We start from the raw sequence: 15,165 nt of genomic DNA, 5'->3' as shown, positions 1-15,165 counted from the left end.
CTTAAGTTATCGGAAAACTTTCCGAAATTGTTAATGAAATGAAGACAATATTCCTATTTCTGACAATTACATTCGGGTTAAATTCTGCACTAGCAGATGAAGCTGTTCCTTATAAAATTGAAAAACTCAAAGAAATTGAAACAGACTGGTCCTTACTAAAAGAATATGAAGTGGCGGAATATATCGAACTTGCAAACGTAAGAGATAGAGATGCAACGATTAGAATCATTCAAAAAGTAAAAGAGCTTCTCTTATCCGGTGAACTTGAAAAAGCGAAGCTTCTCCTATTTAAAATTGATAAAAAAGAGTCGGCCTTAAAAATCATTGTTGAGCGCTATGAATCTCTTATTGCTTTTATTGAAGGCGATATGAACAAAGTGATCTCAATTTTGAGCGCCCCAATATATTTTGAAGAGCGCTACTTCAAAGAAATTTGCATCATGAAAGTTACCGCTATGATCACCAAAGGCCCTAGCAAAGAATTACTAAAAAATATCGAACGCTGTGAGCTTGTGACTGCTGACTACACGAAGAACGACCATTTTTGGTTAGAAAATGTGCGAAATCTTTTTTATGAAAAAACAATTGCATCGCGCGGGGAAACGCTATCTGATTTCCAATGGATTTTTGCTGACAAAGAATATTTAAGAATTTGGTTAAAATCTGGACTGTTTATTAACAAAGAAAAAAAAGTCGAAGAATTTGTAGATTCAATTCCGGCCATATACTATAACTCTAGTGAGATAAGAGAGTTACTGGCCCTTTTATATTATCGTCTTGGAAATGTCGAAAGAGCGAAGGCGTTTGTCGAAGACTTAAAAGGTCCAAATGCAGAAAACCTAAAAGGTAATATCAATTTAGCACAAAAAAAATATGAACTTGCCTACGGACATTTCAAATTAGCACTGGCCCAAAAGCACGACTCAAGAAATGCCCTTGAAAGAGCAACTCCGATTGCTTGGCTATTAAAGCTTTGGGACGAAGGGAGTGATCTTCTTCACAATTCTAACAATCCAAAGCTTGATGAAAGAAAAAAAATCAGCCTTGATACGGCCTTTAAACTTAGAGCAAATAAAACAGAGGCGGCTTACGAGAACGCCATGATACTGCAAGAACTCTATGGTAAAAAGCCCCCTTTTGAAGTCGAACTTATGATTGCTCACTTAGCAATGCAAACGAATGATTACTCGCAAATGGTTTCAAGCTTAGACAAAACTTGTAAGCATCACGATGGGATGAATTGTTACTTTGAGCTGCAAACACTAATTTGGAGCAATATTGCTAAGACTTCCAAAAGAGAAGGACCTATGCATAGGGATATGGAAAGTTTTTTAGATGATATAAAAAATCCAGAAATTATCACTCCCCTTCAAGAACAAATCAATATCGACCAACGAGATATTGAAGAGCTTGATGGGGAGCAGATTGAAATTTAAAATAATCTTCCATAGCGAAGAGCAAGAACACCGCTTGAATGCTCCTGATTCGAACTAAATGATTCCGACTTAACATCACCACTAAAATTCTCTGTCGTCATATCAAGTTTTAGGAAATGTTTTGGTGATGGCCAGTACTTTAGTCCGACTCCTAAATTGAGTCCAAAGGCCATTGATGTTTCAACATCACCTGTTTCTTTCGTTGGAATTAATAAAAGTCCACCCATTCCTGTTATACTAAAACGCTGCCATCTAACAAGGTGACCTTCAAAATAATTGCGCCATTTAAAGAGAGTGATTTTCTTTAAGCTAAATGTATCAACGCTATTTTCTGTTTTGACGTTGTAGAAAAATTCTTGTTCTAAAGATAAGCGTGATACGAAATTCCATTTTTCATTAAAGTACTTTCTTAGACCAATGCCGATGGTGAAAAGACCTTTTGAATTTTGAGCAAAACCATTGCCTACAATTCCAAAATCCAATGAGCGGTAACCAAGCTCATTGATAAGCTGCCAATTACCATCAGAAGAATGAGCGTATTGAATATTAAATCCAGAATAAGACTGCGTGTCTTTTTCTGTATCATTAAACTTATTCGACTTAGTGCCTTTAAGTTTTTGACCACCTGTAAGGTAGCTGACAAGCAGTTGGCCTTTAGAGAACTCCTCTCGAGAAGAAAGATAATTATCCTTAGCAACAACTAATTCTTTTCTATCTTCTGTTGGTCTCCAAATTTTTAAATTCGTTTGCTCATTCAGATCACCAGATAGGGCCACAAGCGTTTCTTGATTTTTTAAACCACTCTTTTCTGGGACAAAACCCTTTACGGCATCAAGTTTAAGACCTGCCGGTGCGATAAAATCCCCAGAGTTTTTATCAATAGAGCCAAGATTGTCAGCAATATAGACTTTATTTTTTGGATCAAAAGCGGCCTCTTTAGTTGGTGGAACATAGACACCTGTTTCAAGGTCTATAAGACCTCCGGCCTTAGGAGCTAGCTTACCTGTTTTCTCATCATAAAAACCTTCTGCAGGGGCCTTCTGTGGGGCCTGATCAATGAGAGCAACTGTAGCATCAGTACTTTTGATGGCAGCAATTTTTTGCTCACCTTTATCCATTAAACCAGCATTTTGATAAAGAGCACTAAACTGAACGGGTGAAATTCTAACTGGTTCAGTCGCACGCTCTAGTGAATCTGAGACTCCTGAGAATTGACCTTTTTCAACTTCGACCACTTTCTTGTCTTCAAGAATTTTATCGAGCTGCTCACTACTGGCCTTTACATGAGTTTTTTCACGGTGAATTTTCAATTGCCCTTTGGCATCTCTTTCCTCGAGATACTTCACATCTTTTTGCTCAGATAAAAGTTCTTTTTGAAGTTTGTCGTCAATTTTAACCATGGCAACTTTACCTTTAAATGTCAGAAGGTTTGTTACATTATTTTCTGGATTATAAATTGTTTGAAAATCTGTCCCTCTAACACCAAGGGCGGCGGTTCTGGTTTGAATGAATAATTTATTCTTATCATTATCCTTTCTCTCTACTTGCGATCTCAGACGACCTTTTAAAAGAGAAATAACACCGGCCTCAGACTTTTTAAGCTCAGTGATAACAAGTTTTGAATTAGGGCCTAGAGAAACCTGTGAGTTGTCATTGAAGATGATTTTGACAAAACTTCTATCACCCGTAACGATGGAAGTATCTTCAGGAAGCTTATCACCAGATTTCACATCGCTGGCCACAATTGAGTGAGGCAAGAGTTTAGTTACTGATCCGCGAACCTTAGTAACACTTGCCGATATTGAAGCATTTGAATTGATAGAAATAAAAAAAGACAATAGAAGTAAAATTCTAAAATTGACAGTAATCATCCATGACCCTCTAAGTGAAAATACTTTACTATTTTCACTAATTAGAAGGCCATGGTCAATTTTAAAGTTTCAAATTTACTTGTTTAAACTCTTTACCATCGAAAGAATAGACATGCTCAACATCTTCTACAACAGTAACGATACTCACTGGTCTCTTCCAAACCTTGTGCACATTGGCCATTGTTTGCGAAGCGTAATTGATATCAAGATCAACGCCCTGATGGACGTGACGTAGGAGCAACTCGCCTCTATTTTGGAAATTTGCCGACTCAACTTCAATAATTGGGGAACCAAAATTAGTTAGCTGAGATAGAAGCTTCGTTTTAATTTCTTTAAAGTCTCTTGAGTCTATTTCGTTGCGACCAGTTCTTGGATTGAATTTATAAGTGAAAAGTTTTTGTCTTTGACAAAATTCTTCAGTGAAAAACTCATCAATGAATGTGATATCATTATGACTTCTACGCACCTCAAAAATCTTCTCACGCCCTAGATTCGTCTCTTTATTCCAATTTTCTTTTTCAAATAAATTTGTACATTCAAGATAGTCTTTTCCAAATTTACCAGTATTCCATCGGTATTCAATATCTCTAAAGAGCTCAACACCTATTTTATAAGGATTGATAGACTTTGGGCTCATGGCCATAACACCGGAATGAACATCGGCGAAATCGATAACTTCACTATCTCTAAGCGCTCTTTCAGTTAGAATTTTCGAGTGCCAGTAACTGGCCCAACCCTCATTCATAATTTTTGTCATTCTTTGAGGGAGAAAGTAATAGGCCTCTTCACGCAAAATACCGATAATATCGGCCTGCCATTCAGTGATTGGAGCGTAATCCATAAGAAATTTCATAATATCGCGCGTTCCACGAACTTTTTTATCGATACTCTTTAATGTGGATTCATCGTCTTCAACTTTCTTCGCTACGGGAGCATTTCTCTTGTCCAATTTACTGTTCATAAATGATCTTAGAACAGATGAGCGTTTATCAAATTCTTCATCATCTTCTTCAACGACACCTTCTCTCACTTGATAAGAAGGATCTAAGAAAAGAACATTTGTATCGAGAAGGTTTTCAAATGAAAGAATAATATCAATGAAATTTTCAACTTTATCTTGGCCGATGCGATCCATATAACGACGAATCTTAGTTCCATGATTGGCCATAACATCCATCATTTTCTTATTCGTCGATTTGAACCATGCATTATTGTAAAAAAAGTCAGCATGACCATACACGTGGGCCATAACGAGCTTTTGATCTACAAAACGATTTGAACTTAACAAATATGCGTAGCAAGGATCTGTATTAATGACAAGTTCATAGATTTTTTGGAAGCCGTAAGTATTACCCTTAGAAAGTTGATCGTAGTCCATACCAAAGCGCCAATGAGGGTAACGAGTTGGAAATCCTCCTTGAGCAGCAAGAATACAAACGGTATCGTAATCACAGACTTCAAATACTACAGGAAAATACGTTAGGCCAAATTCACGAGCGTAACCTTCAACCTCGTCTCTTAGCTCTCTTAACTCACCAGTAATTGGTTTCGTTCTTTCCATATTTAATTACCCTTACCTAGAAAATCTTTAATAGATTCTAAAATGGCATCTTTATTTTTGATTTTACTCAAAATAACATTGTCATTTTCTTCACCATAGCGTGCAGCTAAATCTTTATAAAACTGACCTGAACCATAGCGACTTTCAACTTGACCATAACAAAACACATTTGAGTGAGGAATGATCTCGTTATCTAAAATATCAAGACATAATTTTGTGTCTTCAGTTGACCAGTTGTCTCCATCAGAGAAGTGAAAAGGATAGATATTCCATTCATCGGAGTTGTAGTCACTCTTAATAATGTCACGACAAAGTTTAAGTGCAGAGGAAATCAGCGTTCCCCCACTTTCACGTGTTCTAAAGAAAGTATCCTCATCAACTTCCTTGGCCGAAGCATCGTGAATGATATAGCGGATTTCAATATCTTTATACTGAGACTTTAGCCACAAGTTGATCCAAAAAGACTCTGTTCGCACAATTTCTTTTTGTTCATCACCCATTGATCCAGAAACGTCCATCATATAAATAACAACAGCAGAGTTTTCAAATTCAATTTTAGAAGTTGAAGAACGATAGCGCATATCACTTTTGATTGGGACAATAATTGGGTTCTTTGGATTATAAGTACCCATTGAAATTTGTCTTTTCAATGCTTCTTTATAAGTTCTTTTGTAATGCTTTAGAGAATCTGGCCCCACGGTTCCAATACTTGTGTATTTATCCACAGTGGACTGCATATTCTTCTTACCCTTAGGTTCGATTTTTGGCAGAGCAAGCTCCTCACCAAGAATATGAGCAAGTTCATCAAGAGAAAGATCTACTTCTAACTCTTTATTTCCTTCACCTTCACCTGCTTCACCTTGACCTGGTTGACCTTCCCCTGGTTGTCCATCAACTGAATCACCTGGTTGTCCTTCACCTTGTCCACTGCCCCCTTGGCTTTTATCACCAAAGCGAAATCTTGGGGTGTCAATTTGCGGCATGGGAACTTTGAATTGGCCATTTCCTTTGGGAATAGGCATTTCTCCTTGGGAGACATATTTGCGAAGGTTATCGCGAATTTTACCTTTGATGATTTTTCGAAATCTTGCATGATCTCGTTTAATCGGGTGATCCATTTACCCTCCTTAGGGATCTTATGGGAAAAGATGCGAAGTCCTAAGACTTCGCACTGTCACCTTTTGCAAAAATACTAGCAACGTAATTAAGTGCATCTGTGGCCGAAATTTCATCGTATCCATAGTTCTTAATAAGACGAGCTTTAATAACGTCGATCTTTTCTTGTGTTTCTTTATCAACAACATTTGAAATGATCGATGTAAGTTTGATAGAATCTTTTTGATCTTCAAAAAGTTTCAATTCAAGTGCTCTATGAAGTCTTTCATTCATCTTGTAATCAAATTTCTTACCTTCGATTGCAAGGGCACCAATATAATTCATGATCTCTCTTCTGAAATCATCTTTACGAGATTCAGCAATATCGATTTTCTCTTCAATACTTCTCATGAAACGCTCATCAGCATCCTCAAGTTTGTTCGTGTATTTGTTGCGAACTTTTTCTTTTTGAGTGTAGGCCTTAACGTTATCAATATAGTTAGAACAAAGAGTTTCGATTGCGCTCTCATCAAGAGAAATTGCTTTTTGAACATCATTTTTAACGATGTCTTCATACTCTTGCCTAGTCATCGCAAGCATCTCTCTATACGTATCAAGTTGATCAGCAGAGTTGATCAAGCTGTGGTGCTTAAGTCCACTTTCTAATTCATTAAAAATCATAAATGGATTTAATGAACCAGACTCACCGTATTTAACAAGTGCATTGGAAATTTTATCTTGAATATAACGAGGAGAAATCCCTTCAAGACCTTCGCGAATGGCTTCTTTTCTAAGTTCTTTCACGTTATCTTCATTGTAACCAGGAAGAGTCTTTCCATTATATAACTTCATCTTTTGAAGTTTTGTTAGGTCCGCTTTCTTTGGCTCTTCAAGTCTTGTTAAAACGGCCCACATCGCGGCCATATCAAGAGTGTGAGGAGCGATATGAACGTGAGGAATTTTCTCAGCGTTAAAATCTCTTTGATAAATCCTCACTTCGTTATCAAGACGAGTAATGTAAGGAACATCAATTTTAACCGTTCTATCTCTTAGTGCTTCCATGAACTCATTGTTTTGAAGTTTTCTAAACTCTGGTTCATTTGTGTGCCCAAGAATAACAAGATCAATATCAGTTTGAGCGAATTTCTTTGGCTTGATTGAATGCTCTTGAGAAGCACCTAGAAGGTCGTATAGGAAAGCAACGTCAAGCTTAAGCATCTCGATAAATTCGATGATACCGCGGTTAGCGATGTTGAACTCTCCATCAAAGTTGAAGGCTCTTGGATCTGAGTCAGAACCATATTGAGCGATTTTTCTGTAGTTAATATCACCTGTTAACTCTGTTGAGTCTTGATTTTTTTCATCTTTTGGTTGGAATGTACCAATACCTACTCTGTCTTTTTCAGAAAGAATAAGTCTTCGAACTCGGATGTGACGATCCATAACTTTTAGCCAATCACCTTCGTATTTTTTCAAATACTCAGTCATAATATATCGATCGGCCGGAGAAACTTCACCTTTAATATTGATCTTGTGCCCATCAAGACCTTTATTAACCGTTTCAATAAATTTCTTTCTTACGTCTACTGGAATAAGCTTTAAAGGCTCTTCATGCATTGGAGATGGGAATAGTTTTTGACCACCAAGGATTTCTGATTCTTCAGCGTCATACCATTCGAAAGTATAGAGAGCACCATCATCAGTTTTAGAGTAATGCTCAAGACCTTTTTTAAGAAGTCTGGCAATAGATGACTTCGCAGAACCAACTGGTCCGTGAAGTAGTAAAACGCGTTTCTCTGTACCATATCCCATGGCCGCAGATTTAAAAAAGTTCACAAATTTCATTAGGTGAACATCAATACCAAAAACAGCATCTTTACCGTTATTGATTGGATCATCAAAAAAATGATAACGAGTAATTTCTTTTTTGTACTCGGTGTAAGTGCTCGTTCCAAAAGACATGATCATGTCGTAAACTCTCTGAAAAGAATTTCTTGTGATCTTTGGATCTTTAGCAACTTTGTCTAGATAATCTTGAAAAGAACCTTCCCAATTTAAGTGGGCAAAATCTGCGATTTTATAGTTCTCATTCATAAAAGAGCGTATATCGATTTGGGCCATTGTGAGTCCTCCATCCGTGAAAGGTTCCCATTCTTCTTATTATTATGCCTTAAAAGTTCAGAGATACAAAGGAAATAGGCCATAAATTATAAGAAATTCAAGGAGCCAAAATGCACCTATTTTAATCAACTATAAAACAACAACATATACCCGACTTAAAGACATCACTATAAATACATGCTCAAAAACAACCAAAAACGCCGGGAGACTTTGCCTTAGTGACTGACAGAGATTTATCATTTTTTTTCAATTTCGTTTTCATGCAAACGGTGGCCTTCCAAGATGGGTGATAAAAAAGTTCGGTTTCTATTTTTCCTAAGTAATAACGTATATCTCTTCTCATAATAGAATTATTCGGATGTGGTAAAATAGTTGAACCCGACCACACATTATCAATATAGCGAAGAGTACCTAAGCACTCATCTATTTCATACATAGAGGCCATATTAATCGAGGCCTTAATTTCCATCCATTTTTTAAAATCTTCTATCGTCATTTTTTTATACAAATTATTAAGTGGATCGACATCAAAACCAAGTGTACTTGCTAGAGACAATGGTGCATTTAAAGCACGACATAATTTCTCATCCACTACTTTATGTTCATCGTAAATTTTTACCATCACATCAAAATACGTTCTTATAAATTGAGCTGATTCAACTTTCGCAGAAAACTTAAGTCCAAGATGAGGATAAAGGGCCAGAGCTTGGCGATATCCATAGCGAAAATTCATGCGTGGAGACCATGCACTATCCATAAAAACTCGCAGTTCATTTGCTCTAATTTGATCATCATCTATAGACGCAATTTGCTCAATTTCTTCCATATCCCAATTGGGAAAAAAATCACTTGCAAGCGGTAGTTCATCGCAACGTTGCTCATAGAGATTAACGATATTTTTGGTATTCTCACCACTAGAGAAAATGAAATCCATGAAATCGCTAAAAGTGCGGGTGATGGCATTCATATTGCGACTATAAGTATGACCTAAAAAAGATCCTGAATCGAAACTTCTTGTTCCCTCAACTTCAGCACCTTTTAAATAGAACATTCCATTATTTGCAAAAAGTGACTGAGGCCTATGGGCCAAGAGATAAGAGAAAATCACTTGATTTTTCTCGTCATATTTTTTTAGTTCATTTTCATAAACATTAATAACCATAAGAGCAAAGCAGCCCTCATTCTTATAACGCCACTGTTTTAAATCTTTTCCAAATAAATCACTGTTCTCGCTTGAGTCAAGAAATTGCACCCAAGAAATAATTTTCTTTTCTAAATTTAGATATTGTTGAAAAGCACGAGGGTTTTCTCTTTCGAGGTGCCCTAATAGACCAGAGGCCTCAATATTGGGATACCACGATCTACCAAATACAGCGCTGTGCTTATCTTTTAATTTAATAAAGAAATCCGAATCAATATTCTTATTGAAAAAATCGGCCATTGAGCTAAACGATAATAGACAAAAAATGAGCATAGCAAATTTCATGAAACACCTTTGGTCAATTGACCAATTCTTAAACAATACACACCTCAATTTTACGCACCACTGGCCCCAATAGAGAGATATGAGCAATTTCAATGCCATTTATGCTCTTTTTGGCCATTTCGTTCCATCACAACTTCTCGCAAATATGGGCCAAATAAGGTGAAACATCTTGCCTTCTTTTGACAAAAATCCAAGGACTTAAGAAAATTTTAAAATACTGAGGGAGAAACCATGGGTTTAATAGCTGCGGGAAAAACAGACATCGGTCGCAAAAGAAAGACCAATCAAGACGCCATTTTTGTAGGCCATAAGAAAAATCTCTTTGTCGTAGCGGATGGGATGGGTGGTCACAATGGTGGTGATATTGCCTCGGCCATGGCAGTGAAGCTTATTCCTGAGTATTTTGATCAAAATCCAAATTCAAATCCAGATGAAAATAGCAAGAAGGCTGTTCTCTATGCTAATCAAAATATAAAAAATCATGCTCTCACCGATCCCAACTTACAAGGAATGGGAACGACTGTTAATATGCTAAAGTTTAAAGGCGACACCCTTTACATTGGAAATGTTGGAGATTCCCGCACATATCTTATTAACAAGCAAAAAATCTACCAACTCTCAAAAGATCATTCACTAGTTCAAGAGAAGCTGAATTTGGGAATTTATAATCGCGAGATGGCCCAAAAAGATCCAGAGAAAAATGTCCTCGTACGCGCAGTTGGTTTTGACGATGAAGTAGAAGTCGACATCTTCACCTATAAAGTTTCTCGTGGAGATATATTTCTAAGCTGTTCAGATGGACTTCACGGAAAAGTTTCAGATGCAGATATTCTTTTTTTAATCAATCATCATATCCCTGATCCTTCAAAAGCGACAAAAGAAAAGCTTGAATTGGTGGCAGATACTCTTGTTGCTCAGGCCAATGAAAATGGTGGACAAGACAATATTTCAGTCATACTTGTTATTGCACTTTAATGCTGGCAATTTTCTTCAATGGAGATGTGAAAAATATTTTTTCTGCAATCGGTCTAAACGACCATCAATGGTAATTTGCTGAATTACATTTTCTACACTTTTTTGAATTTGTTCAAAATTCTTATATTGTTTTGAATATGCTATATAACCATCAACTGTTGTAAGATTGGGATAAATGAGAACACTCTTATCGAAATAACTCTCTTTGCTCTTGTAGTAGAAATAACTACGCTCATTAATGATAAGATAGCGGCCCCTACCATACAGAAGAAGTTTTTGTGCCTGAGCTAAGTCTCCTGCGCTTAGAGTTTTTTTATGATCAGAAAGAAAGTTTTGAATTTCTTCACCATAGTACCAGCCTCGCATAATGATCACAGATTCATTCGCTAAATCTTCAAGGCGACCACGCCACTTGACCTTATCCTCTGCACTTGTGACAAGAACAATACGATCTTTGTAAATCGGATTGCTCCCGAAGCTTAAATTCTTTTCACGCTGCTTAGAGCGATAGGGTCCAATCAAAACATGGTGATCACCAGAACTCACTAGTTTTTGTGCTCTTGCCCATGGATAGATACGAAGTTGGGCATCGAGGCCCGTTTCTGTTTTTATCAAATCAAATAAATCGACAAAGAAACCTTTTTCATGGCCCTGAGATTTGTCTAGTAGACCAGGTAGATCACTAGTCGCAAAACTCACAGCAATAGATGCACCATGACTTCGGTTCATCCAAAGTAGAGTTGATAACCATAATATGAAAATGAGAGTTTGTCGCAACGCAAGTGCTCCATTCAGAGGGTCATATTTATTGTTACAATAAATATTCTTGAAGGAAAGATAAATAATCTCTTTTTTCTGTGCATCTCGTCGTTGCCAGAGTACTTCCACGGCTTTACAATTTTAGGGCCTCAAAAATTTTTAACGGAGAAAAGCGTTGGATCGCTATATAACTATTATGTTAGTTCCGGAGAGAGACAAGGGTGTCCGCTCCATCAGAATTCCTAAAGTCCTGTTTCAGGCCTTCATTTTCATGAGTGTAATCTTCGGATTACTTCTTGGAGTTCTTTGCTACGATTATTTGAAAATCTTAAAACAAGTTTACGAAAATAAACACTTAAGTCTTGAAAACCGTCAGCTTAAAGAGCAGATTCAGCTCTTTCATATGAAGATCAACTCTTTAACAGACGATATTGAGCGTATTAAAACTTTTGAAAAGAAACTTCGAATTATTACAGGCTTTTCTGGCAAAAAAGAAAGTGCACCAAACAGTAGTGAAGAAGATTCAGCAAAAAGTGAAAACGAAAGAATCCCTAACAGTCTCGATTCACCAGATGACTACGACCTAAATAAAGAGGACACTGTAAAAGTCAACATCTTCAATAACTTTAAAGAGATGAAAACCGATGCGAAGTACCTCGAGCTTAAAGACCTTTATGAGCAAAAAATTGCAACAAACTTTGGACTCATCACGGGGTACGCTTTTACAAAAGAGTGGAACGAACTGACAAAACAAAGTTTCGCGCTGGCTTCAGACTTTGCTGAATTTGATTATAAATATTCAAAGGTAAAGTCTCACATTAAGGAATTGGAAGTGGCGATTCATGAATTGGACCAATACTTACTCGATCGCGAATCATTTTTAAAAGCAACACCAACGCTTTTGCCTGCTCGCGGCTGGATTACAAGTTACTACGGCCCAAGAATGTCTCACTACTCAAAAAGAGTAAAAATGCACGAAGGTCTTGATATTGGTGCCAACACAGGAACACCAGTTATTGCCCCTGCTGACGGCGTTGTTGTTGCGGCCGGTGAAAAACCAGGATTTGGTCTCTATGTTCAAATTGATCATGGATATGGAATTGAAACTCTTTTTGCACACAATTCGAAGCTTTTGACCAAAAAAGGCACAGTACTTAAGCGCGGAGATGCCATCGCAAAAGTAGGAAATACAGGTCTGTCAACAGGTCCACACTTGCACTATGAAGTGCGCGTTAACGGTACACCAGTTGATCCGCTATACTACATTTTAGATTAAATTTTAAACTAGGGAATAAATAATGTTACTTAAAACTTTGTTCGGAACAAAACACGATCGCGATATTAAAAAAATTCGTCCAATTGTAAACCAAATCAACTCTCTTGAAGCTCAAATGCAAGCTTTAAGCGACGATGAACTAAAGGCGCAAACTCCTAAGTTCAAAGAAATGATTAAAAATGGTGCAGACCTTGATAGCATCTTACCAGAGGCCTACGCCACAGTAAGAGAAGCGTCAAAACGCTCCCTTGGAATGCGCCACTTCGATGTGCAAATGATCGGTGGGATTGTATTATTCCAAGGAAAAATTGCCGAAATGAAAACGGGTGAAGGTAAGACACTTACAGCAACCCTTCCTCTGTATCTTGTTGCCCTAGAAGGAAAAGGGGCCCATATTATCACTGTCAACGACTACCTAGCGAGTCGTGATGCCAAAGAAATGGGAGTCCTGTTTAACTGGTTAGGTCTAAGCGTAGGCTGTATCGTTGCCGATATGAGCGATGAAGAGCGCCAAGCAGCTTACCGCTCAGATATTACTTACGGTACAAATAATGAATTTGCATTTGACTACCTAAGAGACAATATGAAGTTCTCTTTAGAGGAATATGTTCAAAGAGACTTCCGCTACTGTATCGTGGATGAGGTTGACTCGATTTTAATCGATGAAGCGAGAACTCCCCTACTGATTTCGGGTCCAAGCGAAGGAAATACTGATGCCTACGGACTTGCAAACTCAGTCATTCCGAAACTGACTGTAGAGAAACACTTCACAGTAGATGAAAAAACAAAATCAGCGATCTTTACTGAAGATGGTATTATTAAAGTTCAAGAAGTTTTAAAAATCGAAAACCTTTACGATCTAAAAAACTCAGAGCTTCTTCACCACTTAAATCAAGCTCTAAGAGCTCACCACCTTTTTAAAAATGATGTTGATTACGTTATCAAAGAAGGAAAGGTCATCATCGTTGATGAATTCACAGGCCGTTTAAAAGATGGTTCTCGTTGGTCAGATGGTCTACACCAGGCCATTGAAGCAAAAGAAGGCGTTGAAGTTAAATCTGAAAACCAAACTCTTGCTTCAATTACATTCCAAAACTACTTTAAAATGTATAGCAAACTTGCAGGTATGACAGGTACAGCGGATACAGAAGCAGAAGAATTTGGAAAAATCTACAATCTTGATGTTGTTGTTATTCCAACAAACGAGCCCGTTGCAAGAATTGATGAGGCCGACGTTATTTACAAAAACAAAAACGCAAAGAACAAGGCCATTATAAATCTTGTGCGTGAACTTCATGAAAAAGGTCAGCCAGTTCTTGTTGGTACAATCTCTATTGATTCTTCAGTGCTACTCTCTGAAGAACTTGAAAGAGCAGGTATTCCACACAATGTTCTAAATGCTAAACAACACGGCAGAGAGGCCGACATCATTAAAGATGCTGGTCAAAAAGGTGCTGTTACAATTGCAACAAATATGGCCGGTCGTGGTACCGATATTAAGCTAACTGATGAAACAAAGGCCCTAGGCGGACTTTACATCGTTGGTACAGAAAGACACGAATCACGTCGTATCGACAACCAACTTAGAGGTCGTTCAGGCCGTCAAGGAGATCCAGGACACTCAAAATTCTTCTTATCTCTAGATGACGATCTTATGAGAATTTTTGGAAGTGACAGAATCTCAAAGGTTATGAACACACTTGGAATGCAAGAAGATGAGCCAATTGAGCATAAGATGATCTCCAATGCTATCGCTAAGGCCCAAAAGAAAGTGGAGACTCATAACTTCGAAATTAGAAAGCACCTTCTTGAGTTCGATAACGTAATGAACGAGCAAAGACGTGTTATTTACAGAATTAGAAGAGAAATACTAGGAGACAATGACAATCTAGGTTTTGTTAAAGAAATGATCGAAGATGTTTCTGAAGAACTAGTAAATACTTTCAGAACTGAGAAAAAAGTCCCTCTAGACCAATGGCCATGGGATGAAATGAAGCAATCATTCAAGGCGACATTCAATACTGAACTAGAAATCAGTGCAGTTGAATGTTCTGAGAAGTTTGCAGGAAATATTGAAGAGTATTTTACGACAAGAGCAAATGAAATCATCGATGAGAAATTCTCAAAATATGAAGAAGAGCAAGTTAAACTTGCCCTAAGAGAGATCCTACTAACAACTTTTGACAATCACTGGAAAGAGCACCTTCTGGCCATGGACCATATGAAAGAAGGGATCAACCTACGTGCATATGCTCAAAAAGATCCTTTAACAGAGTATAAGCGTGAATCGTTTACACTTTTTGAAGGGATGAGAATTGAAGTTAAAAAGTCAGTTGTTCGCAATATGTACACTGTTAGACTTTATACAAAAGAAGAGATTGATGAACTAAGAAAACAGCATCAAGAAGAGCTTGAAAGACAGCTTGAGGCCTATAAAATGGCCCAAGAGGCCCTTGAAAAGGCCGAAGAAGCCAAGGCCATTCAGGCCGTATCTCGCGGTAGAAATAAAGTTGGAAGAAATGACCTTTGTCCATGTGGCTCAGGGAAAAAATTCAAACAGTGCCACGGGGCCTAAATTTCTAAAA

The 15,165-nt window shown here is 37.5% G+C and carries 10 protein-coding genes; 4 read left to right on the top strand and 6 right to left on the bottom strand.

What is annotated here, in order from left to right:
- The first annotated feature begins 38 nt into the window (after nucleotides 1-38).
- Nucleotides 39-1,436, top strand: coding sequence for a tetratricopeptide repeat protein (locus M899_RS07625; protein WP_021270901.1), 1,398 nt, complete (start codon nucleotides 39-41; stop codon nucleotides 1,434-1,436).
- On the opposite strand, the gene M899_RS07620 is transcribed toward M899_RS07625, so the two are convergent.
- The 5 genes from M899_RS07620 to M899_RS07600 all read right to left on the bottom strand — a co-directional run bounded on the left by M899_RS07620 (nucleotide 1,433) and on the right by M899_RS07600 (nucleotide 9,570).
- Nucleotides 1,433-3,307, bottom strand: a complete 1,875-nt coding sequence (locus M899_RS07620) for a FecR domain-containing protein (RefSeq protein WP_021270873.1) — start codon at nucleotides 3,305-3,307, stop codon at nucleotides 1,433-1,435. The two genes, M899_RS07625 and M899_RS07620, sit on opposite strands and share 4 nt — an antisense overlap.
- Nucleotides 3,308-3,368: 61 nt before the next feature.
- The gene (locus tag M899_RS07615) at nucleotides 3,369-4,868 is read right to left on the bottom strand and encodes a SpoVR family protein (protein ID WP_021270918.1); all 1,500 of its coding nucleotides are present in this window, start codon (nucleotides 4,866-4,868) and stop codon (nucleotides 3,369-3,371) included.
- Nucleotides 4,869-4,870: 2 nt separating this feature from the next.
- Nucleotides 4,871-5,986, bottom strand: coding sequence for a DUF444 family protein (locus M899_RS07610; RefSeq protein ID WP_021270868.1), 1,116 nt, complete (start codon nucleotides 5,984-5,986; stop codon nucleotides 4,871-4,873).
- Nucleotides 5,987-6,026: 40 nt separating this feature from the next.
- Nucleotides 6,027-8,084 (bottom strand): PrkA family serine protein kinase, encoded by a 2,058-nt coding sequence (locus M899_RS07605; RefSeq protein WP_021270883.1) that lies wholly within the window; start codon nucleotides 8,082-8,084, stop codon nucleotides 6,027-6,029.
- A gap of 181 nt (nucleotides 8,085-8,265) precedes the next feature.
- Nucleotides 8,266-9,570: a hypothetical protein gene (locus M899_RS07600; RefSeq protein WP_021270921.1), complete on the bottom strand. Its 1,305-nt coding sequence runs from the start codon at nucleotides 9,568-9,570 to the stop codon at nucleotides 8,266-8,268.
- Nucleotides 9,571-9,801: 231 nt separating this feature from the next.
- Between M899_RS07600 and M899_RS07595 the strand changes: the two genes are divergently transcribed.
- Complete coding sequence (locus M899_RS07595; RefSeq protein ID WP_021270828.1) at nucleotides 9,802-10,545, top strand: Stp1/IreP family PP2C-type Ser/Thr phosphatase; 744 nt, start codon at nucleotides 9,802-9,804, stop codon at nucleotides 10,543-10,545.
- A gap of 15 nt (nucleotides 10,546-10,560) precedes the next feature.
- Here the strand turns inward: M899_RS07595 and M899_RS07590 are convergent, their stop codons facing one another.
- The gene (locus tag M899_RS07590; RefSeq protein WP_155897142.1) at nucleotides 10,561-11,274 is read right to left on the bottom strand and encodes a substrate-binding periplasmic protein; all 714 of its coding nucleotides are present in this window, start codon (nucleotides 11,272-11,274) and stop codon (nucleotides 10,561-10,563) included.
- A 226-nt stretch (nucleotides 11,275-11,500) separates the two neighbouring features.
- On the opposite strand from M899_RS07590, the gene M899_RS17635 reads away from it, so the two are divergent.
- Together M899_RS17635 and secA are read left to right on the top strand one after the other, a co-directional pair.
- Nucleotides 11,501-12,580: a peptidoglycan DD-metalloendopeptidase family protein gene (locus M899_RS17635; protein WP_052610327.1), complete on the top strand. Its 1,080-nt coding sequence runs from the start codon at nucleotides 11,501-11,503 to the stop codon at nucleotides 12,578-12,580.
- Nucleotides 12,581-12,602: 22 nt separating this feature from the next.
- Entirely contained in the window at nucleotides 12,603-15,155 is a 2,553-nt protein-coding gene (gene secA / locus M899_RS07580) for a preprotein translocase subunit SecA (protein ID WP_021270859.1), read from the top strand.
- The last annotated feature ends 10 nt before the right edge of the window (nucleotides 15,156-15,165 follow it).

Origin of the sequence: Bacteriovorax sp. BSW11_IV, assembly GCF_000447755.1 — a bacterium.
In the GTDB taxonomy this organism is placed as follows: domain Bacteria; phylum Bdellovibrionota; class Bacteriovoracia; order Bacteriovoracales; family Bacteriovoracaceae; genus BSW11-IV.
Note: the sequence above shows the minus strand (reverse complement) of the source record. Positions and strands in the feature narration are given on the sequence as shown.

What these genes read in the sequence shown, in the direction of transcription:
- M899_RS07625 (WP_021270901.1), top strand. Translation starts at nt 39, where the DNA reads ATGAAGACAATATTCCTATTTCTGACAATTACATTCGGGTTAAATTCT.
- M899_RS07620 (WP_021270873.1), bottom strand. Translation starts at nt 3,307, where the DNA reads ATGATTACTGTCAATTTTAGAATTTTACTTCTATTGTCTTTTTTTATT.
- M899_RS07615 (WP_021270918.1), bottom strand. Translation starts at nt 4,868, where the DNA reads ATGGAAAGAACGAAACCAATTACTGGTGAGTTAAGAGAGCTAAGAGAC.
- M899_RS07610 (WP_021270868.1), bottom strand. Translation starts at nt 5,986, where the DNA reads ATGGATCACCCGATTAAACGAGATCATGCAAGATTTCGAAAAATCATC.
- M899_RS07605 (WP_021270883.1), bottom strand. Translation starts at nt 8,084, where the DNA reads ATGGCCCAAATCGATATACGCTCTTTTATGAATGAGAACTATAAAATC.
- M899_RS07600 (WP_021270921.1), bottom strand. Translation starts at nt 9,570, where the DNA reads ATGAAATTTGCTATGCTCATTTTTTGTCTATTATCGTTTAGCTCAATG.
- M899_RS07595 (WP_021270828.1), top strand. Translation starts at nt 9,802, where the DNA reads ATGGGTTTAATAGCTGCGGGAAAAACAGACATCGGTCGCAAAAGAAAG.
- M899_RS07590 (WP_155897142.1), bottom strand. Translation starts at nt 11,274, where the DNA reads ATGAACCGAAGTCATGGTGCATCTATTGCTGTGAGTTTTGCGACTAGT.
- M899_RS17635 (WP_052610327.1), top strand. Translation starts at nt 11,501, where the DNA reads ATGTTAGTTCCGGAGAGAGACAAGGGTGTCCGCTCCATCAGAATTCCT.
- secA (WP_021270859.1), top strand. Translation starts at nt 12,603, where the DNA reads ATGTTACTTAAAACTTTGTTCGGAACAAAACACGATCGCGATATTAAA.